The sequence below is a fragment of the Okeania sp. SIO2C2 genome, from assembly GCF_010692625.1.
Classification (GTDB): Bacteria; Cyanobacteriota; Cyanobacteriia; order Cyanobacteriales; family Microcoleaceae; genus Okeania; species Okeania hirsuta.
In genome coordinates this window covers 290,399-313,688 of sequence record NZ_JAAHGM010000003.1, presented here as the reverse complement: position 1 = coordinate 313,688, position 23,290 = coordinate 290,399, and the positions used below count along the sequence as shown (strand labels likewise).

Annotated in this window: 18 protein-coding genes and 1 pseudogene; 13 read left to right on the top strand and 6 right to left on the bottom strand. The window is 37.0% G+C overall.

All coding sequences use genetic code 11. The features are described 5' to 3' along the window. The 4 genes and pseudogenes from F6K18_RS03520 to F6K18_RS03505 all read left to right on the top strand — a co-directional run. Window positions 1-2,154, top strand: a 2,154-nt coding sequence (locus tag F6K18_RS03520) for a CHAT domain-containing protein (RefSeq protein WP_287518696.1), incomplete at its 5' end; no start/stop codon positions are given. 16 nt (window positions 2,155-2,170) lie between these two features. After that, window positions 2,171-2,584, top strand: a pseudogene (locus tag F6K18_RS03515) (element excision factor XisH family protein). Continuing rightward, entirely contained in the window at window positions 2,572-2,913 is a 342-nt protein-coding gene (locus F6K18_RS03510; protein ID WP_287518693.1) for a XisI protein, read from the top strand. Before F6K18_RS03515 ends, F6K18_RS03510 begins: the two are co-directional and overlap by 13 nt. A gap of 77 nt (window positions 2,914-2,990) precedes the next feature. Beyond that, entirely contained in the window at window positions 2,991-3,332 is a 342-nt protein-coding gene (locus F6K18_RS03505; protein ID WP_287518691.1) for a XisI protein, read from the top strand. Between the two features lie 90 nt (window positions 3,333-3,422). Here the strand turns inward: F6K18_RS03505 and ileS are convergent, their stop codons facing one another. Next, on the bottom strand, window positions 3,423-6,878 hold the full coding sequence (ileS, locus tag F6K18_RS03500) for an isoleucine--tRNA ligase (protein ID WP_287518689.1): 3,456 nt from the start codon (window positions 6,876-6,878) through the stop codon (window positions 3,423-3,425). A 237-nt stretch (window positions 6,879-7,115) separates the two neighbouring features. On the opposite strand from ileS, the gene F6K18_RS03495 reads away from it, so the two are divergent. Further along, the gene (locus F6K18_RS03495) at window positions 7,116-7,967 is read left to right on the top strand and encodes an NYN domain-containing protein (protein WP_287518686.1); all 852 of its coding nucleotides are present in this window, start codon (window positions 7,116-7,118) and stop codon (window positions 7,965-7,967) included. A gap of 23 nt (window positions 7,968-7,990) precedes the next feature. Continuing rightward, window positions 7,991-8,218: a DUF4926 domain-containing protein gene (locus F6K18_RS03490; protein WP_287518683.1), complete on the top strand. Its 228-nt coding sequence runs from the start codon at window positions 7,991-7,993 to the stop codon at window positions 8,216-8,218. Between the two features lie 138 nt (window positions 8,219-8,356). Here the strand turns inward: F6K18_RS03490 and F6K18_RS03485 are convergent, their stop codons facing one another. Continuing rightward, window positions 8,357-9,415: a restriction endonuclease, SacI family gene (locus F6K18_RS03485; protein WP_287518680.1), complete on the bottom strand. Its 1,059-nt coding sequence runs from the start codon at window positions 9,413-9,415 to the stop codon at window positions 8,357-8,359. After that, window positions 9,343-10,254 carry a DNA adenine methylase gene (locus tag F6K18_RS03480; RefSeq protein WP_287518678.1) on the bottom strand — a complete coding sequence of 304 codons (912 nt, stop codon included), beginning with the start codon at window positions 10,252-10,254 and terminating at the stop codon, window positions 9,343-9,345. The genes F6K18_RS03485 and F6K18_RS03480 overlap by 73 nt, the downstream gene beginning before the upstream one ends. Window positions 10,255-10,459: 205 nt before the next feature. On the opposite strand from F6K18_RS03480, the gene F6K18_RS03475 reads away from it, so the two are divergent. Next, a complete protein-coding gene (locus F6K18_RS03475) occupies window positions 10,460-11,422 on the top strand; it encodes a XamI family restriction endonuclease (RefSeq protein ID WP_287518676.1) in 963 nt (320 codons plus the stop codon). Continuing rightward, window positions 11,423-12,973 (top strand): class I SAM-dependent methyltransferase, encoded by a 1,551-nt coding sequence (locus F6K18_RS03470; protein WP_287518675.1) that lies wholly within the window; start codon window positions 11,423-11,425, stop codon window positions 12,971-12,973. It begins immediately after the preceding gene. 103 nt (window positions 12,974-13,076) lie between these two features. On the opposite strand, the gene F6K18_RS03465 is transcribed toward F6K18_RS03470, so the two are convergent. Then, window positions 13,077-13,442: a DNA adenine methylase gene (locus tag F6K18_RS03465; RefSeq protein ID WP_287518674.1), complete on the bottom strand. Its 366-nt coding sequence runs from the start codon at window positions 13,440-13,442 to the stop codon at window positions 13,077-13,079. Between the two features lie 14 nt (window positions 13,443-13,456). Continuing rightward, on the bottom strand, window positions 13,457-13,849 hold the full coding sequence (locus F6K18_RS03460; protein ID WP_287518672.1) for a DNA adenine methylase: 393 nt from the start codon (window positions 13,847-13,849) through the stop codon (window positions 13,457-13,459). Window positions 13,850-13,990: 141 nt separating this feature from the next. Here F6K18_RS03460 and F6K18_RS03455 point away from each other — a divergent pair, with 141 nt between their 5' ends. The 4 genes from F6K18_RS03455 (at window position 13,991) to F6K18_RS03440 (ending at window position 20,655) form a co-directional block, all read left to right on the top strand. Continuing rightward, window positions 13,991-16,093 carry a GNAT family N-acetyltransferase gene (locus F6K18_RS03455; protein WP_287518670.1) on the top strand — a complete coding sequence of 701 codons (2,103 nt, stop codon included), beginning with the start codon at window positions 13,991-13,993 and terminating at the stop codon, window positions 16,091-16,093. Window positions 16,094-16,115: 22 nt separating this feature from the next. Further along, entirely contained in the window at window positions 16,116-16,556 is a 441-nt protein-coding gene (locus tag F6K18_RS03450; protein WP_287518669.1) for an ASCH domain-containing protein, read from the top strand. Between the two features lie 252 nt (window positions 16,557-16,808). Next, a complete protein-coding gene (locus F6K18_RS03445; protein WP_287518668.1) occupies window positions 16,809-18,128 on the top strand; it encodes an McrB family protein in 1,320 nt (439 codons plus the stop codon). A 553-nt stretch (window positions 18,129-18,681) separates the two neighbouring features. Beyond that, a complete protein-coding gene (locus F6K18_RS03440) occupies window positions 18,682-20,655 on the top strand; it encodes a pyridoxal-dependent decarboxylase (RefSeq protein ID WP_287518666.1) in 1,974 nt (657 codons plus the stop codon). A gap of 1,506 nt (window positions 20,656-22,161) precedes the next feature. Here the strand turns inward: F6K18_RS03440 and F6K18_RS03435 are convergent. Then, on the bottom strand, window positions 22,162-22,353 hold the full coding sequence (locus F6K18_RS03435) for a hypothetical protein (protein ID WP_287518766.1): 192 nt from the start codon (window positions 22,351-22,353) through the stop codon (window positions 22,162-22,164). Between F6K18_RS03435 and F6K18_RS03430 the strand changes: the two genes are divergently transcribed. Continuing rightward, window positions 22,258-23,268, top strand: a complete 1,011-nt coding sequence (locus F6K18_RS03430) for a cation diffusion facilitator family transporter (RefSeq protein ID WP_287518663.1) — start codon at window positions 22,258-22,260, stop codon at window positions 23,266-23,268. The genes F6K18_RS03435 and F6K18_RS03430 overlap by 96 nt on opposite strands. Window positions 23,269-23,290: the final 22 nt, after the last annotated feature.

The following is a 23,290-nucleotide window of genomic DNA, read 5'->3' as shown; positions in this document are numbered from 1 at the left end:
TTACCCGTCATGCAAGAAGTGGGTAATCGCTCAGGAGAAGCTTATGCTCTCAATAATATTGGTCTAGTTTACCACAGTACAAGTCAACCTCAAAAAGCATTGGAATACTACGAGCAAGCTTTACCCGTCATGCAAGAAGTAGGCAATCGCTCAGGAGAAGCTACTACTCTCAATAATATTGGTGAACTTTACCGCAATATAGGTCAACCACAAAAGGCATTAGAATATTACCAGAAAGCATTACCCGTCATGCAAGAAGTGGGTAATCGCTCAGGAGAAGCTTATGCTCTCAATAATATTGGTCTAGTTTACCACAGTACAAGTCAACCTCAAAAAGCATTGGAATACTACGAGCAAGCTTTACCCGTCATGCAAGAAGTAGGCAATCGCTCAGGAGAAGCTACTACTCTCAATAATATTGGTGAACTTTACCGCAATATAGGTCAACCACAAAAGGCATTAGAATATTACCAGAAAGCATTACCCATCATGCAAGAAGTGGGTAATCGCTCAGGAGAAGCTTATGCTCTCAATAATATTGGTCTAGTTTACCACAGTACAAGTCAACCTCAAAAAGCATTGGAATACTACGAACAAGCTTTACCCATCAGCCAAAAAGTGGGTGATCGCTTACTAGAAGCTACTACTCTCAGTAATATTGCTGCAGTTTACCAAGATAGCAACCAACCAGAGAAAGCTATAAACCACTGGGAAAGGTCAGTAGAAATTACCCTAGAAATGCGTGCTGGTTTACAAAAAGAAAACCGCAAGGCTTTTTTAGAAGATAATGAAGGCCGAGCGATCGCCCTTATCAATCTTCTCATCAACCAAAACAAACCTGACGCTGCCTGGAAATGGTATAACCTAGCTACTACTTTCGACCTCGCTGACTACACTCGCCTTATTGATGCTAAAGTCAAAAACCCAGAAACTCAAAAACTGATTAACCAATGGCAACAAAAAAATCAACAGTTACAAATTCTCTATGGCAAAATAAAAGATGAATGGAGTCCCCAACTTTCCCAACAAATTAACCAGTTACAAGCAGAAACCAATCAACTCGCTGCCGACATTACCAACAAATACCCAGAAGTTGCCGAGCTTTTTGAATTCAAACCCGAAAACATCGACAAACTCAAAGCTAATATTCCACCGGATACCGTTGTTATTCAACCTGCTCTTTTAACTGGTATTACAAATGTTCCCGATAGCATTGCCATATTCCTTGTCACCAGAGACAAACCCACCATAGTCAAAAAAATACCCATCGATGCCGAAGAATTCGATCGCCTCCTCACCGAATATCGCGCCCAACTAGAAAACCCCAATGCTGACGACTACGACATTAACCAAGAAAAACTCTATGACTATCTGATTCGCCCGATGGAAGCAGAAATAACAGCTTATTCGCCAAAACGACTAGCTATGATCGCCACAGGGAAATTGCGTTATATTCCCTTTGAAACCCTATTTGATCATCAAACAGACGAATATTTACTTGAAAAATATCCCATCCACTACCTCACCCGCATCTCTGGCACCAGAAAACAGGAGGAAAAAAAGACTAAACCCTTAAAAGTATTAGCATTTGGCAATCCCACTCCTACAAAGATAAACCTCCCCGGTGCAGAAATAGAAGCCAAAAGTATCGTAGAAAAGTTATCAGGCAAACACTTAATTCGGGAAAAAGCAACCCTCGCCAGTTTCAAAACAGAATCTTCCGGTTTTCCCTTAGTGCATCTCGCTACCCACGGTTGCTTTCAAAAAGAGGGTTGCCCTGGCGTCGGTTTAGAGGAAAATACTATTCTGTTTGCCAACAGAGAAACTTTTAATATTGCCGATGCTGCACTTTTAGGATTAGAAAATACAGACTTAATTGTATTGAGTGCTTGCCAAACTGCGATGAAAGCAGACTCCAACGGTGAAGAAATAGCAGGAGTTGCCTATTTATTTGAGCGTGCGGGTGCTGATGCGGTTATTGCCAGTTTATGGAATGCGGAGGATGGGATAACAAAGGATATTATGGTGAATTTTTATGAGAATGTGAAGGAAGGAATGACGAAGGTTGAGGCGTTGCGGCGGGCAAAGTTAGGTTATGTTAGGGAGAATATTCATCCGTTTTATTGGTCGCCTTTGATTTTAATTGGCAATTAGAAGGAGGAAGGAAATAATGCCAGCAAAAGATACTTATCATCAAGCTGTCAAAAATGCTTTAATTAAAGATGGTTGGATAATTTTAGCAGACCCTTATGTAATCAAATACAAAGATGCTGAATTTTTGCTGATTTAGCAGTAGAAAAACCTATTGCTGCTGAAAAAAGGAGATAAAATTGTTGTCGAAATTAAAAGCTTTTTAAGTCCCTCACCCATGAGAGATTTTGAAACGGCTTTAGGACAATATATTTTATATCGAAATTTAATCAATCTTACTCAACCAGAGTATCAAATTTACCTAGCAATTAAAGACAGTGTTTACGAAAACTTTTTTCAAAGAGATTCAATTCAAGATATTACTAAAATCAATCAATTACTTTTGATTATTGTTGATATTGATCGGGAGGAAATCACCAAATGGATAAATTAGAAAAATATCGTAATTATATTAAAAATATATTAACTGAATATCACGAATGGGTTTTAGGTTCAACCAATTTAGACCGAGAAAGTTGTCTTGTTTTTGATGAGATACATGATCAATATTTTTGGCTGTTTATGGGTTGGGAAGGAAAGAAAAAAATCAGAAATATTCAAGTTCATATTCGGATTAAAAATGAGAAGATTTATATTGAGGAAGATTGGACGGAGGAAGGTATTGCTAATGAGTTATTAAGGGAAAATGTACCGAAAGAAGATATTGTTTTAGCTTTCCACGATCCTGAAACTCGTAAGTTAACTGATTTTGCTGTTGTTTAAAGGATTTGTTTTGTCAAATATATAGTAACGTTATCAATTCCTATAGTAATTGACATTAAAAAAGAGGAAATTATTAAATGGATAAGCTAATTAATTATCAAAATATCATCAAACAAATCCTAACTAATTATCAAAGAATATCAGCACAACTTCCCGATCCTGATATAGATGAGGTATTAATGTTTGATGACCAAAGAAGTCAATATCTTTGGTTTAATATTGGCTGGAAAAATTATAGACGAATTCAAGCAATTTCTGTTTATATTCGGATTAAAAATGAGAAGATTTATATTGAGGAAGATTGGACGGAGGAAGGTATTGCTAATGAGTTATTAAGGGAAAATGTACCGAAAGAAGATATTGTTTTAGCTTTCCACGATCCTGAAAATCGTAAGTTAACTGATTTTGCTGTTGTTTAAATTATAGGATTTTATTTAGTATAGACGGTGCGTTACATTTCATTAACGCACCTTACTAATAGCTGATAGCTGACTGCTAATTGCTTTTTGTTAAAACTCTCCTGCTAAAGCAGCAACACAACGTTCACAAATAGTGGGGTCTTCTGAAGAAACACCCACATGAGTAGAATAATTCCAACAGCGGTCGCATTTCTCTCCATCAGCTTTGACTACTCCTATTCCTAAAGAGTCTGAAATAGATTTATATTCAAGGTTACTTAAAGCTTCTGCAGACTCTAATAATTCTACTTGGGAAGTAATAAACAGATAACGTAATTCATCAACTCCATTACCAGCTATTTTGGCTTTAATATTATTAGCTTGCTTAGGTAAAGTTTCTGCTTCTACTACTTGTGTTACTGGGGTAAAATCTACTTTTTGGGGAGGAACATAAGCTCCTTCTGGTGAGACTAAAGTTGCTGACTGTTTAACCGTATTATCTGTTGATGTTTTCCGTTTGGGTAATAAAATATCTTTGCCAAATATATCTTCTGTCGTCAATTTAATTTTCTCAGACAACTTTTGCCGATTTTTAGCAAATAATAGGTCGCCAGTCACAAAGCGAATTGTGTATATAATTCCAACTAATTCCATGATGGAATTTACTACAGGTAGTTGGTGAATTGTTGTTAATACTGTTAATGTTACTCGGATTAACAACAGTAATATAATGATAAAAAATACTGCCACTAAAACTTTTTGATATCCACTAAATAGTTTACTCAAAAAAGCGAATAATTCTGATAAAAGTTCCCGATCTTTAGCAAAATTAGCAGTAGTTTTTGGCGGATGATTAAGAGTTGTATTTTCTGTTTTTTCTGGTTCAATTTCTATTTTTGCTTCCAGAAATTCTGACTGACTTTTTTCTGCTTTAGCAATCGGGTTAAAACCTTGTATTTGCTCCCGTAAGTCAGCATCTTTTACATACAACAATACCTTTGCTTCTAGGGGCGCACCAATGGCTTTTTCAGCCCGTGCTTTTTCCAAAACTTTGTTAACTTCAGTACGAGTTTTTCGTAACTCTTCCCATAACTTAGCCAATTCTGGGTTATGCCATTTTTCCTCCATTTTTACCCACCCAGACTCAAATACAGACTTGTAGGGAGTAGGATAAGGAATATTTTGCCAAATATCTTCTGCCATGTGAGGTAAAACAGGAGCGATCGCTTTTGCCAAGTTTTCTACAGCTACAGCTAAAACAGTCTGACAACTACGCCGTCTGTAAGCATCGGTCGCACTAATATAAAGTCTGTCTTTAGCAATATCTAAATAAAAATTAGATAAGTCAACCACACAGAAATTTTGAATTGTTTGGAAAAAGCGGAAATATTGAAATTTATCAAAACCATCCTTGACTTCGGCAAACACCTCTGTCATCCGGTGCAACATATAACGGTCTAACTCTGGCATTTCTTCATAAGCAACAGCATCTTTTGCCGGATCGAAATCATGGATATTCCCTAACAAAAACCGCGCTGTGTTTCTAATTTTGCGATAAATATCTGCTATTTGTTTGAGAATATTTTTACCAAGGGGTACATCGGAAGAATAATCTACAGAGGAAACCCACAAACGTAAAATGTCTGCACCATAAGCAGGTTCTTGTTTTTGATTTTTACCGCCTTCGATAACTATTGACGGGTCTACCACATTCCCCAGAGACTTACTCATCTTGCGACCATTCTCGTCAAGCACAAAACCGTGAGTCAAAACAGTTTTATATGGTGCAACACCATTGGTAGCAATACTGGTCAGCAAACTTGACTGAAACCAACCGCGATGTTGGTCGGAACCCTCCAAATAGATATCAACTGGATACTTTAACCCATCCCTTTGTTGAGCAACTGCTGCCCAAGATGAACCAGAGTCAAACCACACATCCATCGTATCCGTACCTTTCTGGTATTTATCAGCATCTGGGCGATATTTTTCTGGTAAAAGTTCCGCCACCGACATTTCCCACCAAGCATCAGAACCTTTTTCAGCAACAATTTTTTGTACATGAGCAATAGTCTCCTCAGTCAGCAAAGGTTCCCCAGTCTTTTCATCATAAAATACCGGAATAGGAACCCCCCAACTTCTTTGTCGAGAAATACACCAGTCAGAGCGATCGCTCACCATAGGAGTAATACGGTTTTCTCCTTGAGCAGGTATCCACTGCACATCAGCGATCGCCTTCAAAGCTTCATTGCGGAAACCCTCTACAGAAGCAAACCATTGTTCGGTAGCTCGGAAAATAGTTGGTTTTTTAGTTCGCCAGTCATAAGGATATTTGTGTTCGTAGGGTTCTTCTTTCAGGAGAGAGTTAACATTTTGCAGTGCTTCGATAATGGCAACATTTCCCTCTTTTAATACATTTAACCCCTCAAAGTCTCCTGCTTCAGCAGTAAATTTCCCATTGCCATCCACAGGGGACAAAATTGGCAAACTATAACGTTGCCCTACAATATAGTCTTCCTGACCATGACCGGGAGCAGTGTGAACTAAACCTGTACCTGAGTCGGTAGTAACGTAGTCGCCACCAATAACAATATTACTTTCCCGGTCAAACAGTGGATGTTGGTAAGTACAATTTTCCAAGTCTTGACCTTTGACTGTCGCTACAGGTGTTAAAGTTGTACCCAAAGTTGCCGACAAACGTTCCACCGCTTCTGCTGCAACTATAAATAATTTGTCTTCTCCCATTGCATAGTCAGCATCGGGTTTAACCACAGCATAGTCAAGGTCTGGGTTAACGCTGACTGCCAAATTACCAGGAATAGTCCAAGGTGTTGTCGTCCAGATAGCAACCCAAAGTTTTTCCAGATAAGGTGCGAGAGATTTTTGAACCGCTTTTGCTAGTTTCGTAATTTTAAAAGCAGCATAGATACTTTGAGATGTGTGACCTTCAGGATATTCCAGTTCAGCTTCTGCAAGAGCAGTCTTAGAACTCGGACTCCAATGTACAGGTTTAAGACCACGATAAATGTAGCCTTTCAAAACCATTTTGCCAAATACCCCAATTTGAGCAGCTTCATATTCTGGAGTCAGAGTCATGTAAGGATGTTCCCAGTCTCCCCAAACTCCATAACGTTTGAACGACTGCCGTTGTTTATCTACAGTTTCCAGAGCAAAATCTCTAGCTTTTTGACGTAATTCTATAGGTGTGAGTTTTCCCCTTTCTGCTGATTTAAGATTTTGAATAACTTTTAATTCAATGGGTAAACCGTGGCAATCCCAACCAGGAACATAACGTACTTTTCGCCCTTGGAGTATTTGATAGCGGTTAATAATATCTTTAAGAATTTTATTCATAGCATGGCCAATATGGAGGTTGCCATTTGCATAAGGCGGGCCATCATGTAGGGTAAATATTTCCCCTGGGTTGGTCTCGGAGAGACGTTCGTAGATTTGTGATTCTGCCCAAAACTTTTGTAGTTCAGGTTCGCGAGTGACTGAGTTTGCCCTCATATTAAAGTTGGTTTGGGGCAAGTTTACGGTGTCTTTATAGGATTTTGCTTCAACCATTGGATTTTAGATTTTTTTGTTAGTATATTGAGAATTTTAGACTTATTTCTTTGTATCATCCATTATCTAGGGTATTGGTTGTGTTTAATCTTATCTGCATAAGTGCCTGTTTATCTTAATTTTGTTAAAAGAGTCGATCTATCAACAAAAGAATTTGGTCAACATTAGCAGGTATCTTTGATTTATTGTAGTATAAAAATTACAAATTGAAGTGTAAAATTAGATTGATTGTAAAAAATGCCAATTACAGCAAGACAAATAATAAGTAATCAACCGCCTGAAATAATCTATTTATTTATAGATGGAGGTTATTTGAGAGACAAGTACGAAAAAGCCACTTCTAAATGGTTCAACAATGAGGTTGTAGATTTGAGAAATATTAACTTTGCTGCAATCAAAAGCCATTTTAAAGCTAAAAAAGTTTTCTATTATGACTGCCTTGATGAAATTCAGAATAAAAATGAGAAAGATGAAGATTTTGAAGCTCGTAAATCTAAACAAAAGGATGATTTTAATCAAATCCGTTCTCTGGAAGGATATCACGTTAAGTTAGGAAGTTTAGTAGGTACTCCAAACAATAAACGTCAAAAAGAAGTGGATGTTTTATTAACAGTAGATATGATGAATCACACGATTCGTAATAACATGACCAATGCAGTTTTAATTGCTGGCGATCGAGATTTTAAACCAGTTGTTGAAAGTCTAGTTAATATGGGAATGTATGTAAAAATAGCTTCCGATCCTCGTTCAACTTCCTCAGAATTTAGATATGCTGCTGATAATTATATACCCTTATCATTTGATAATTACTATAGTTGGTCATCCCAAGAATTGAGAAATAAGTATCCAATACCTAAAGTTGATCGACAAAGACCTAGTAATGATGCTCACTTACTTAAGCAGGGAAAAGTAAAAGTAAAAGGTTACAAGGCAGAATTATTTCAAAAAGATAATGAGTTTATTCTCTTTTTTGAGAATAGAGAAGATGGTTATCCTTTAAGAATAAGTTCAGATTTTGAAGAGAGACCAGAAATTTATTACTGCTTAAAGTATGGAAAAGAAATTGAGTGGGATTGCATGAATTTATAGCTATAATTATTGAAGGTAAAAATATGAATGAAACAATCAAACTATTAGATGTAGTAGCTCTTACAGAAGACTTACTCGAAGTAAATTTATATCGCGGACAGGTGGGTACAATAGTAGAAATTTTGGCTGGTGGAAAAGCATTTGAGGTTGAGTTTTACTACCCTAGTGGGCGCACTTATGAGTCATTGGGTTTGGAACCAGAACAGTTTATGGTGTTGTATTTTGCTCCTGTTTCTAGAGCTATGATTTAATTATATTGCAGTCATAAAAAATGCTCAAATAAATTTATTTGAGCATTCTATCAATATAAATTAGCAATCCTCCATACCAACTTCAACAGCTTGACGCATTGCTAAAAAAGCTTCTTTCACTGGTTGACTAACTGAACTTTATGGTTCTGCTAGAATTAGTTCTTGATACACTTCTAAAAAGTTATTTCTTAACCTATAAAATAAATGGAGAAAATGTCTAATAAATGAAATACAATCCAGAATAACAAATTCTATTCCTCCAGTATTTAAGTATAGAGATCCGGCATATTCTTGAACTTGTGGATTAATTTTTTCAGTAGTAATAAAGATATAGTTATCTATTTTTTTATTAGTTAAAGATAACTTTTGTAATGCTCTATCTATGTCATTATTAGTAACAGATTTATTTTTTATTTCATAACAAGTTATCACCTCATCATTATCAATTAAGGTAATTTCTACATCTCCTAATGCACCTGTTTGAATATCCGCAGCATTATGAGAATGAAGAGAAAGTATCCTTTCTTTTAGGTATTTTTCAGCTACTTTATATGCAGCAGCTACTATTAAGACTGGAAGACGACTTGTTCCTTTTAAACTCAAATGTTTTTCGATTAGATTAACTATATCTTCACAAGAAAGTAAGAGTGTATCATCTCTAGTAGTATTTAGTGTTTGAATCAATGATTCTAGGCGTTGCTGTCTTTCATTTCTCAGAATAATCAACCAACGAACAGTTTCTGTTAGAAGGTCAAAAGGTAAAACACGGTCATTATAAACATCATCCAATAAATTGAGAATAGCACGATAAAGTTGTGGTGGACGACCAACAAGATTAAAGTCTTTTGTCAGAGTATTGTTACGGTTTCGTAGAGCAGGTGTGAGAAAAGCTGTTGTATTATTACAAGGCAAGTCATACTTACTGATAAAGGGAGTAATATATTGCTCATCATAAGTACGCCCTGAAAAAGCATCATTGCTACCTATCTCTGTGTAAGGTTTTCTCACATCTAGTTCTGGTTTATGAATTTTTGCCAGTAAGCAGGACATCAGCAATCTTACTCCTGCACGGTTTTTGAGATTTCGCGCAATATACTCTACTTGCTGACTCATTTCGTTGTCATCTACAAAAGACCAGGTAATGTTAGTTGTTGCCCGTCGATAGATGGTTTCAAGGATTTCTTGTGGTTCTGACATTTAATCTCCTGTTCTGATATTTGATAATTTAACCACAAAACTTCAACCCGGTTTTGTTTTTTTCCGTCGGTACGAGTGTTAGTCGAATGAGCTTTTTTTGCTGGAGCATCAATACAATACCAATCTTGATAAAGCGTATCAAATAATTGACAATGATACCCAGAAATCGCAACTTTGCTTTGAACACTATGCAACACTTCAGCTAATTTTCTATGTTCGTCATCAGTCATTTCATACCCATAAGCTTTTTTATCCGTCCGCGAGTCGTGTGGATAAGGTGGATCGCAATAAAAAAGTGTTTCCTCGCTATCGAAACGTTTGATAACTTCAATAGCTGGAGAATTTTCAATTTGCACCCGCAGCAACCTTTGCACAATTTCCGATAAACCCTCTACACTACCTAACCAACGAGAAACAGCACCTGCCATTCCTGCTCTGGTTGTGAGTTTACAATGTGCCCACCTTCCTACACTCGCAGTTTGAGCTAATCCCGTTCTAACTTGTCTTGCTCGGACAAAAAAACGACGAGCGCGTTCTAAGTCAGAAATTTTTTCTGTAGGTGGTGTCAAGGCTATTTTAAATTCTTCTCTAGAAAAAGGAGTAAGAGCGATCGCTTGAATTAGTTCTTCTTGAGAGTCTCGTAACATTCTAAAAAAGTTAACAACTTCTCCATCTAGATCGTTATAGGTTTCCACAGCAGAGGGTTTTCTATTCAATAAAACTGCTGCCGAACCACCAAAAGGTTCACAGTAATGTTGTGTTTTTGGTAACAGTGGCAGTAACCAATCAAGATGATTAAACTTTCCTCCATACCATCCAAAAGCTATTAACTTACTCATTCTTTAAGTTAGATTTTAGTTATTATTAAACAGTTAGTTCTATAGTATAATAAATGAAGTTAGAGATGACAATATTAACGGTAAAAATATGATAACCCTGTAGGAACGTCCCTACTTTGTTAGCTGTTGCCTATTGATAGATTGTTTCAACCTACATTCCGCTTGTAGTTCAAATTATTATTTGAGGAGCTTAAAAGTTTTAATAATGCCAGTAAATGCAGATAAACCCCATCTGTGGAAAAAAGATATTGCTCAGTCAGTAGATTTCTACAATAATTGGTTTCTTGAGTTTGCCCCGATAACATACAAAGAAACTCGTCTTAGTAGCACTCAACAGGTTGAGTCCACATTAATTTTGACAGCTAATTTCACAAATATCTCACGGGAGATACTGTATCAGCACCCATTTATCTTGCCTATATTACGGATGGCAACAGCGCCACCTATTGCTCGCTATCGACTCATTGGACTTGCTAATGTACGACCTAACCTTGTTAAGAATATGGAAGAAAAACTACGAATACCGCCACGAATGAATCCAGAAGAAATTAATTCTGAACTTGATAAAATTTGTCTAATTATTATTAGATTGCTAGATAAAGATATCTTTCCTTGGCTCAAAAGTGCTAGACAACCAACCGATATAGAAATTAGTAGAGCTGCGACAATTGTTGCCGATCGCTTATGTGGTAATTTAGCTGACCCTATTATTCGTAATGCTCAAGAACAAAGGCAACTTTCTACTATAAGAAATTGGTTAGAAAAAAGAGGTTATTCTTATATTGAAACTGGCAGTGGTTTACAGTTTGATCAGCTCAATCCAGGCAGTTTTTCATTTCGGATGAATATATCAGTAAAACAATCTAAAGGTAGCAAACAGATTAATATCCCTATTGATACTATGATTATGCCGTTTAATTCTCAAGTTGGTGAGTTACCACTATTAATTGAAGCGAAGTCAGCAGGCGATTATACAAATACAAATAAAAGACGGAAAGAGGAAGCTATTAAAATTAATCAACTAAGAAATACTTACGGCAAAAGTGTCAATTTTATTTTATTTTTATGTGGCTACTTTGATAGTGGATATTTAGGCTATGAAGCTGCCGAAGGTATAGACTGGGTATGGGAACATAGCATAGATGATTTAGAATTATTTGGAGTGTAGATGATGATAGTAAATCAAACTCAAGAATTAGCCAGAATCAACTTACAAAACAAACTTGATGCCACTAAAACTCAAGCTGAAAAAAATCAACTTGGTCAGTTTGCTACACCAACAGAACTAGCAAAAGATATCCTTCAATATTGTATAAAGCTTTTACCTAAACAAAAAATTCGCTTTCTCGATCCTGCTTTTGGAACAGGTGCTTTTTATTCTGCGCTATTAAACTTATTTCCTATATCAGATATTGATGAAGCTATTGGATATGAAATAGATTCTCACTGTGGTCAAGAAGCGAGGCAGCTTTGGAGTCAAACAAGATTAAAATTAAATGTTGCTGATTTTACAACTTGTAGTCCACCAGAATTAGATGCAGCTAAAGCTAATTTAATAATCTGTAATCCTCCCTATATCAGACATCATCATTTAACTAAAGATGAAAAGCTAAGATTGCAAAATTTAACAAAAAAGATAACTGGAATAAAGCTCAGTAAATTAGCAGGAATTTATTGTCATTTTTTACTTATATCTCATGGCTGGATGACTAAAAATTGTTTGGCTGCATGGTTAATTCCTAGTGGTTTTATGGATGTGAATTATGGACAGCAAATTAGAGATTATTTATTAAATCAAGTAACATTATTACGAGTTCATTCCTTTGAGCCAAAAGATATGCAGTTTAAAAATGCTCTTGTCTCTTCTTCAGTAGTTTGGTTTAGAAAGAAAATTCCATCAGATAATCATCAAATTGAGTTTACATATAGTGGTAGCTTAACTAAGCAAAAAAAAACTCAATTGATATCTGTTGAAGCACTAAAAAATGTTAATAAATGGACAAATATTTATAAATTAGATAGCAGTATAAAAATTGATATTCAGGGAGTCAAATTATCAGAATTATTTACAATCAAACGTGGTTTAGCAACTGGGGCTAACGATTTTTTTATTTTAACGCCAGAACAAATATCCAAATATCAACTTCCTCCAGAATTTTTAACTCCTATTTTACCTAGTCCGCGATATTTTTCAGTTGATGAAATTGAAGCTGATGCTTTAGGTAATCCTATTTTAGAACGTCAGTTATTTCTACTTTCATGCGATTTATCAAAGAATGAAATTCAATTTCAATATCCCTCACTTTGGCAGTATCTTCAGATGGGAATCAAAAAAGGAATTAGTAATCGTTATTTGTGTAAACATAGGCGACTATGGTATCAACAGGAACATCGTAAATCATCAGCGTTAGTTTGTACTTATATGGGGCGTCAAGATAGCTTAAAAAGAACACCATTTAGATTTATTTTGAATCATTCTCAGGCAACAGCGACAAATGTTTATTTGATTTTGTATCCGAAATTTGAGCTAGAGGATATTTTTAAGAAAAACCCGGATATACTCAGGAACGTTTGGCAGATTTTGAATCAAATTTCGTTAGATATATTGATAAGTGAAGGCCGAGTTTATGGGGGTGGTTTACATAAGTTAGAACCTAGAGAGCTTGGTAATGTTCCAGCAGATAAAATTATTGAGATTATACCAAGTTTCAAAAGTTAGGCTAAATTTCTTTAGCTTGATAGTTAGAGGTTAGGGTTCTGACACTTAACCTCCTGTTCTGATAATTGATAATTTACCCACAAAACTTCAACCCGGTTTTATTTCAGTCGGTACGAGTGTTAGTCGAATGAGCTTTTTTTGCTGGAGCATCAATACAATACCAATCTTGATAAAGGGTATCAAATAATTGACAATGATATCCAGAAATGGCAACTTTACCTTGAATACTATGCAACACTTCAGCTAATTTTTTGTGTTCGTCATCAGTCATTTCAGACCCGTAAGCTTTTGTATCCGTCCGCGAGTCGTGGGGATAGGGTGGATCGCAATAAAAAAGTGTTTCTTGACTATCAAAACGTTTGATAACTTCAATAGCTGGAGAATGTTCAATTTGCACCCGCAATAACCTTTGCACAATTTCCGATAATCCCTCTACACTACCTAACCAACGGGAAACAGCACCTGCCATTCCTGCTCTGGTTGTTAGCTTACAATGCAACGTCCTACACTCGCAGTTTGAGCTAATCCTGTTCTGACTTGTCGCGCTCGGACAAAAAAACGGCGGGCAGGTTCTAAATCAGAAATTTGTTCTGTAGGTGGTGTCAGCGCTATTTTAAATTCTTCTCTAGAAAAGGGAGTAAGAGCGATCGCTTGAATTAGTTCTTCTTGAGAGTCCCTTAACATTCTAAAAAAGTTAACAACTTCTCCATCCAGATCGTTATAGGTTTCTACCGCAGACGGTTTTCTATTCAATAAAACTGCTGCCGAACCACCAAAAGGTTCACAGTAATGTTGTGTTTCTGGCAACAGTGGCAGTAACCAATCAAGATGATTAAATTTTCCTCCATACCATCCAAAAGCTATTAACTTACTCATTATTTTAGTTGGACTTTAATTATTATTAAACAATTGGTTCTATAGTATAATAAAAAATTCATTGCTACAAATATTATGCTGTCTATGATTGTATTGATTGAATACCTAAGTCTAGTTAAGTGATTTAAACAAGGATCAAAAATGACAGAACAAATAAAAATTATAGAAATTGACGAAAATTATCCCCATTTGCAAGCTGTTATTGAATTGGGTGATACTAATAGAGAAACTCTAGGTTTTCTCCCTAGAAAAGCTTTTAATAATTATGCAAAATGTCGCCAAATAATTGTAGCTATTGACTCTAATAAAAGTTGCGTTGGGTATTTATTATATAGAGTAGCAACTTCATATAACCGAGTTGGTATTATTCATTTATGTATTGCTCATTCTTATCAAGGTAAAGGAGTAGCTAAAAAATTATTTGGTTATTTAGTTGAAATTACTCAACAAAAATATAGTGGTATTGGTTTAACTTGTCGTCGTGATTTTAATTTAAGTAATTTCTGGTCTAAGTTAGGTTTTGTTTTTCAGTACGATAAACCAGCAAAAACTCCTGGAAAAATGAACGCGTATTGGTGGTTCGATCACTATCATTCAAATTTGTTTTCTAATGCTGCTACTCGTCAACGTGAGTATAAATTATATGTTGCTATAGACTCACAAATTTTCTTTGATTTTTATTATAGTGACAATAATAATAAAGATGCTCAATCCTTACTTGCTGATTGGTTAGACCCTGACTTACAGTTATGTTTGACAGATGAAATATTTAATAAAATAAATGTTTTTTTTGATAATAAGGATGATAGAAAGCACTTCACCAATCTAGCGAAAAAACTCTTTACTATTTTATCGGCAAATAAAAGATATTCCTCAAAAATTCAGTCTATTAAAAATTTATTTGAACAAAAAAAAATTAATATTAGTGAGTCGGATATTCGCTATATAGATAAAGCTATTACATCAGATGTTTACATTTTTGTAACTGATAATAGCAGTCTCTTAGATATAGAGGATGAATTTTATGAACAGTTTAATGTCTCTATTATTCATCCTAGAGATTTGATTATTCAAGTGGATGAAATCCGCAGGCGAACAGAATATCAACCTGTCCGTCTAGCAGGTACTCTACTAAAAAAATCCCGCGTTACTCTAGGGCAAGAAAAGCTTTTAAATGAATATTTTAGAGCTGATAAATTGGGTGAAACTAAGGCTGAGTTTCAACAAAAAATACTTCGCTTTATTGCAGAGACAGATAAATTTGATTGTTTTTTTGTTTTTGAAGGAGAAAAACAACCTTTAGCCTTATTTGTTTATGATAGACGTAAAAAATATGAGTTAGAAATTCCATTAATGAGAGTTGTAGATACTTCTATAACTGCCACTCTTGCCAATCATTTAGTTTTTCAATCTATATCAATTTCTGCCAGAGAAGAAAGAAATTTTACTAAGATAACAGATCCATTTTTGCCAGAAGCAGTTATTAGAAATATTCATCAAGATGGAACTTTTGTAGAATTTAATAATACTTACTTAAGAGCTAATATGGCTGTAGCTAAAACAGTAAATCAACTATCACAATATTTAGAAAATTTAGCCGTTAGCTTAGGAAAAGAATATAAATTTTGTCATCAAATCTCTCAACTTCTTCAGAAAAAGGTAGAAAATGAGCATGAGCAAAAAGAATTATATTTTAATTTAGAGAAATACTTATGGCCTGCAAAAATAATTGATGCTAATCTTCCTACATGGATTATTCCTATTAAAGCATTTTGGGCAAAAGATTTATTTGATGAAGAGTTAGCTAATAATTGGTTATTTGGCTCTAAAACTGAGTTGGCACTTAAACGTGAACTTGTATTTTATCGTTCTAAGGGAGGTTTAAAACCTGGTGTAATTGGTAGAATTATATGGTATGTCAGCAATGATGAATCTTTTCCATACGGAACAACAAAAGTAATTAAAGCTTGTTCTCGATTAGATGAAGTTATAGTAGACAAACCAGAAAAATTATATAGACAATTTCGTAATCTAGGTGTATATAAATTAGAATATTTAATACAAATCACCAAGAATAAGCCTAATGAAGATATAATGGCTATTCGATTTAGTGATACTCAAATGTTCACTAATAATCTCACTTTAAAACAGCTTCAGGATATACTAAAAAAGCGTACAACTGTTCAAGGATTATTTAAAATAACACCAGATGAATTTGCCCAAATATACGAGAAAGCAATCTAACAGTAAAAAGGATTCTAAAAGTATGTCAAATACAGTTCTTTTATCTATAAAGCCAGAATATGCTGATCAAATTTTCTACCAGAAAACAAAAAAAGTTGAATTACGTCGTGTTTTTCCCGATCTAGAGAAAGATGATTTAGTTATAGTTTATGTTTCATCTCCTAAAAAAGCCGTAGTTGGTTACTTTAAAGTCAAAAAAATTATTAAAGAAAACATTCCTTGCCTTTGGGAAGAAGTAGAGGGTAAAGCAGGAATTACCCATGAAGAATTTTATGATTATTATTCAGGAGTAAAGTTTGGCATAGGAATATTTTTCCAAAAAAGCAAGACCTTTAAAAAACCAGTCGAATTAGAAAAATTAAGGGAAGAATTGAATAATTTTAGACCACCCCAAAGTTATCGTTATTTAAAACCCGATGAATGGGAAATTCTTAAGAGATTAGTAGATTATGATTTTGAATAATTAGGGTTTGCGCTCAAAAGTCTTTTAGTAGGGGTAGGAGACAGGAGTTAGAGGAATGAACTAGGAGGTAGGAGCGGGCGTTTTGTCCCAAGATTGTTCTACCATAGTCAGCCCAAAATACTAGCTTTTTGCAGCTCACAGGCACCGAAAAGCTGGCACTTTTTTGAACCCCAAAAAGACTAATACCTTATATTTATCAATACTTTGAGAATTAATCAGCAAGCCCTAATTAAAAAATAAAAATAACTGTGTATGGCAATTAAACAACTAACTTTATTTATTCAACTTTTTCAGGAATTTGCTGACTCATATCCCTATAGCTCAGAAGGATTAAATCATAGAGCTTCTTATGAAAAACAACGTCAACAAGGTCGCCGGAATTTTGCAGAAATAACTGCTGCTGTTAAGGCAGGGGAAGACATCACTGAATCGGTTAGATTCAAACTTTTACCTCATACTAATACTCCCAGAAATCGACAAAGGGGTGCATGGACTCACATTACTGAATCAAACAATATTGATTTAACTGAATGGTTTCAATGGTCTACAAATCAAGGTTGGGAAAAGCAAGAATATTGGTCTGTTATTGCTAGAGAAATTTATAATTTTGTAAATTACTGTATTACAGATTATCAGAAATTTTTATTAGCTTGTAAAAATTTTTCTAAATCACCAAATTCTGGAGGATTTCAAGCAGGAAAAATGACACCTATTCTGAATGCACTAAAGCCGGATGATTTTATTTTAATTAATGATAGGACGAGAAAAGTAATTAATTATTTAAGTAACACAAAATATACTGAAAAGCTAACTGAATACCCATATATTAATCTCACTGGTCGTAATCTAATTTTAGAGTTGGCTGAAGAAATGCAGAAACACAATATACCTGCGATGCGAGATGATGATTTGTTTGATATGTTTTGTCATTGGTTAGTAGATGTGAAAAAATACAATTTTCCTAGTGAAAATATAAACAGTACAGGCAATATTTATGAAACTCATCAAGATGAAAAAATAAATTTCACTGCAACTAATAGACATTTCCATAAAAGGTTATCAAACCCTTATCTTGCCATTCCAAAATCGGTATTTTTGGAGAGGTCTAATTTACAACCAAAATACACTTTAACTCAATGTTCCCAAGAAACCAACATCACGGAAACACAACTCACACAATGGATACGCGCTATCGACCGCAAAAAACAAGCCATTTTCCAAGGTCCACCCGGTACAGGTAAAACTTTCCTCGCTCAAAAACTTGCTCAACATTTAACCAGTGGAGATGACGGTTTCTGGGAACTCATTCAATTTCATCCTGCTTACACCTACGAAGACTTTATTCAAGGTATCCGACCGCAAAGCGAAGATGGTAAACTCACCTATCCTGTTGTTCCGGGTCGCTTCCTGAAATTTTGTCAAAAAGCAGCACTTTGTCAAGATACCTGCGTACTCATAATAGATGAAATTAACCGCGCTAACCTTTCCCAAGTTTTCGGGGAACTTATGTATCTCCTGGAATACCGCGATGCTAAAATTCCCCTTGCTAATAGTGGAGAATTCTTCCCATAATTATTGTCCTCATATTGCTGGCTATTCTATTCCACTATTTTAGTTGTGGAGCGTCCAGAACGTCTATTTTTGGCTGTCTGTTTTTAACGATCGCTTGTTTTTGGTTGTCTGTTTTTTGCGTTGGCGGAGCAAGTGCGGCAGCTATATCGCTTGTCTTAGCAAGAGTAACTTTTGACTGGCTATTCTAATGCACCATTTTAGATGAAACAGTCCACTACTGGCCCTGGTGTGACACAGCTAAAATGGTGGAATAGATTTTTGGCAAAAGTACAAAAATAAAATTTTCCTTTAGGAAAATTTTAGGGAAACAATTCACTATATATTAGAGTTGTCGCTAAATAGATAGAAAAAATCGCTCAAATTAAGACACAGTAGTAATTCCAGACGTTTTGCACTGGAAATTGCTAAAATCCTTACATGATAAGGGTTTAGCAGTTTTTTATAGTTATAAAGCGACAAGTCTATTAATCAATATGAATTGATTCGATTCATATCAGGATTGCTCTAGCATAGATTTTCGATTTCAATCCTTGACAATATTAGGAGTAAAATAATGGTTTCCAAATTTTCTGCGTTTTGGAATAAAGATGGTAGTACCCAACCCGATGCACCCCGTTGGGCTAATTTACGCGCCGAGATGCGCAGCGCTTTCCCCACTTACTATTGCACAGGAGCCTCAGACCCCTTTGCGGACATGGTTCACCAAGCCATTCGTTATCTAGACCGACTCAAACCACCCCAGTCTACTTCCCCTACAGGTACACCGGGTTATTTAGGAAACGATCCTACTGGTCCCCATTATGGCAGAGTGACCGAAGCGCGTCTGGGAGAAAAAATGGCTTCCGTGGAAGATGTGCTTGAGGAGGCAGCAGAACTATTTCGGGGAATGCCCAACTGGAATCATCCCCTGGTAATGCCCAATGTTATTCCTCCGGCTAACACTGCTGCAATTATTTCTGCCATGATGACTCAGGTTTTCAGCCCCAATATTATTGAGGGGGAATATGCCTGGGATGTAGAAAAGACTGAGATGGAGACCTCTGCGATCTTAGCCGATTTGATTGGTTGGCCAACTGATGAAGCAGGTGGTCTGTTCACCTTTGGAGGTTCTGGGTGCTATTTTTATGGCATCAAATACGCCCTGACCAGTTGTTTGGGCATGAATTCCCGTTGTAACGGCATTCGCACTGATGCCAAAGTGTTGGTGTCTCAACAAGGCCACTACTGCAAACAGAATTCCACAGACTGGACTGGTCTGGGTATGGAGAACTACATCGAAATTGACACCGATGATGTCACGAATGCCATGGATTTTGACCACCTAGAAGAAGTGGTGCGAGTCCTCCATTCCTCTGGTACGCCCATCGCTGCCATTGTCTGCACGATGGGTACAACAGATGCTTTTGCGGTAGACCCCATTGACAAAGTAAGGGAATTGGTAGATGAACTCTATCCCCTAGAAAAACATCCTGACGGAGTAGGACGACCCCTAATTTACGCTGATGCAGTGATTGGCTGGTCTTGGCTGATGTTCAAAGGATATGACTTTGTAGAAAATCCCTTGGGTTTTGCACCAGCAGTTTTGGCTAATATTAAGAAAAACTACGAGGCTATTAGCAAAATTGTCCACGCTGATGCCATTGGCTGTGATTTTCACAAGACTGGTTGGTCAACCTATAATTGTAGCGTGGTTATGGTTCGCAGCCTGCATAAATTCCAAGAACTTCTCAGTCGTCCCGGTTCAGCCTATCTTCAGGCCCGTACCTGCTACAACCCTGGTCTCTACACCCTGGAAGTGTCCCGCTCCGGTTCCTATTCAATGGCAGCCTGGGCAACCCTCAAATACATGGGTTATGAAGGATTCCGCTCGGTTCTGGGAGGTATTCTGGAAATCCAACATTACCTGCGCCATGAGGTTATTGCTAATGAACCAACTGTAGTTTGTGTCAACACACCAGATTCAGGTTTCGTGACTCTGTTCCGGGTTTACAAAAAGGGAGTGGATGCCAAAGCTCAATATGAAAAAGAACTGAACGATCCGGCGGCTAAGGAAGAATTGGACGCAAATAATAAATTGCAGCAAGATATAGCCGATATGCTGTGGCAGTGGCATCGGGACGGTCAGTTGCATGAGGGAGCTTATGCACCTTACATCAGCTATACCAGTGGTTTCCGGCCTACAGATTATGACGATGAGGAAATAGAACCGGGTTTCATCTATGCGGTGAAAGCTTATCCGATGAATGTCAATATTACTCCGGAAGTAATGGACGAACTAATCCGGTTGGTATTGGTGGCGCGGGATGCGATTGAAGCAGGTACAGTTCCCGAACCCAAGGATGATGCTGGAAATTGTCCTCTTCCTTATTCTGACTTCTCGAATATTAAACCTCTCGAATGTGCTTCTGATGAAGAAGGTGCAGGTGGTTCAACTTCAGATAATCTTCTCTCTGGCATTGGACGTCAGTCTCGCAAAGCGTTGAAGCGACTCTGGAAGCGTCGCCAGGACAAAAAGTGTGATTGTTAATCGTAATCAAAGTTAAATTTTGATAGTGGGAATCGTTCTCAATTTACTTTTGAGTTTCGCCTAGCGGTATAGTGTGGCGATCGCTCTCTCCATTTCAAAAATGAAAAACTCCAGGTAGTAAAACCTATCTGGGGTTTTTTTTTATCTAATATCATGTCCGGTTATCAAAATAATATGGGTCGCGCAACCCCGCCTTTTAAGGCGCAATATTTTTGGAGCTTTTCTCAAATCCCCGATTTCCCCTCCCCTCCTGGGAGCAGGGCTAATTCATTGTCGTCAGAGAATATTTATATGGATATGAAATACATTTAATTGTGCAAATATCTAAGAATCTCCCCATCTCCCCATCCCCCCATCTCCCCATCCCCCCATCTCCCCATCAATTTTTCTCTAGTGACAATAAATAGACCCTGCCTCCTGGGAGGGGTTAGGGGTGGGTTAACTTCTGACTTCTGACTTCGTTATCATGCATTACCTTTTTCAAAATCCTCTCTAATCATCTCCCCAAAAGAATACTCTATAAACCGGATTTAGTATAATTCTGCATTAACTAAAATTGAAATTTTTAATATTTTATAGTCAGTTAAACTAAAATAATAATGATTATCATTCTCGTAGCACCAAGAGCTTTTAAGCTATAAAAGTATTTTAAGGATGATATAATTATAAGGTTGAGTTTTTTATCTGTTAATTTTTAATATAAATTAAAGTTGGAAATGGTTGATTTTTTTTAGATTTGTGAGTAAAATCAAAAATGTTTGAAGTCATTGAAAAATCTTAGAAAAAAGATAATTTGCTTACTAACATTTAGTGAATTATCAACTCACAATTTTCTGATCTAAGTAGGTGAGCATGAATAAACGCAATATTAGGGGGCGGGTTTTGTTAACGAAGTCAGAAGTCAGATAGGGGAGCCGTCGAATTGGCGATGTACAGAAGTTAACCCACCCCTAACCCCTCCCCTCCTGGGAGGAGAAGTAGGGGATTTGAGCTTCGATCCAAAAATATTTCGCCTTAAAATGCGGGGTTGCGCAACCCAATTATTTTGATAACTAGATTGAGTGTATTCAAGGCTTTCGGTTCAACCTGCCCCTACAATTTTTGGCGTTGCTGAATTGAAGTATAAATGCGCGATTGTTTGGTTCTGGTCAAGCCCCCGCGCATCCCCCAATTTTGGGGGACTTTTAGAGTTTTATTCCCCATTGAAGTATAAATGCGCGATTGTTTGGTTCTGGTCAAGCCCCCGCGCATCCCCCAATTTTGGGGGACTTTTAGAGTTTTATTCCCCCCAATTTGGGGGGGTTAGGGGGGCTTGCATCATACCCAGAATCAGCAACGCCCAATTTTTTTAACGTTTAATTAGACCTACCTACTTATCTGGCTCAAAAAACTCCACTATTGATACCTAGTGCAGCTACGCGGAAGTTAAAAGTCAAAAGTCAATCATTTTTGATTGGTAAGGCTTTTAGGAATTTGTAACTCGTCAGTTATTTCCGCCATCCTGCACTAGATATTCCTTAGCTTCAAAACAAACCTTTGAAATAGTTTCAGCGATCGCTTACTCATCACTGAAATGATAAATGTTCTGTCTTGACAACTACTATGACGCAAATTTTTCCCTTTATCCCAACTGATGATGCCACTAAACCCGAAGTAGAACACCACCATCATCATCACCACCATGATGGTCATAACCATGCCCACGGGATTATAGATCCCGAAATCGCTAGCTCGGAGCGGGGAATATGGGCTGTGAAATGGTCACTGGTCGGTTTACTAATCACTGCTGTCTTACAGGCAGTGGTGTTTTGGCTCTCTGGCAGTATCGCTCTCCTTGCCGATCTAATCCACAACATCGGGGATGCCATGACTGCCGTACCTTTGGGTGTGGCGTTTCTCGTCTCACGACGTAAGCCAACCCCCAGATTTTCCTATGGTTTTGCTCGTTTGGAAGACTTGGCCGGGGTGATGATTGTGGCCATTGTCTTATTGAGTGCCATGATTACCGCCTATGAGTCTGTGGAACGATTTTACCATCCTCAACCTTTACATCATTTGGGGGCACTGGCGATCGCTGCTATTGTCGGCTTCATCGGCAACGAAATTGTGGCCGTTTTTCGCATTCGAGTCGGTCGCGAAATTAACAGTGCTGCCCTAATTGCTGATGGGTATCATGCTTTGGCTGATGGTCTGGTCAGTCTAGCAGTGTTACTCAGTGCTGTAGGTGTTTGGCTTGGCTATCCCTGGGCCGATCCAGTGATGGGTTTAGTCATAACCTTAGTATTACTGAAAATTGTCTGGGAGTCAGGACAGACCATTTTTAGTCGCTTGCTGGATGGCGTGGAACCAGAGATCCTTGAATCCCTCAACCATGCTGTCAGTCATGTGCCTGAAGTTGAAGAGTTGGTGATTCCAGAGCGGATAGCTAACCTGCGGACTCGCTGGCTAGGACATCGCCTCCATGTGGAAATGGACATCATGTTACCACCTACTTTATCTCTTCAGGAAAGCCAAGAGATTACTAATACTGTTGAGGAGCAACTAAAAGCACACCTAGCGTATATCGGCTTGATTGTAGTTCGAGGCATACCTGATTCACAACTCAAAAGTTAACAGTTACAGCAGATTCTACTTT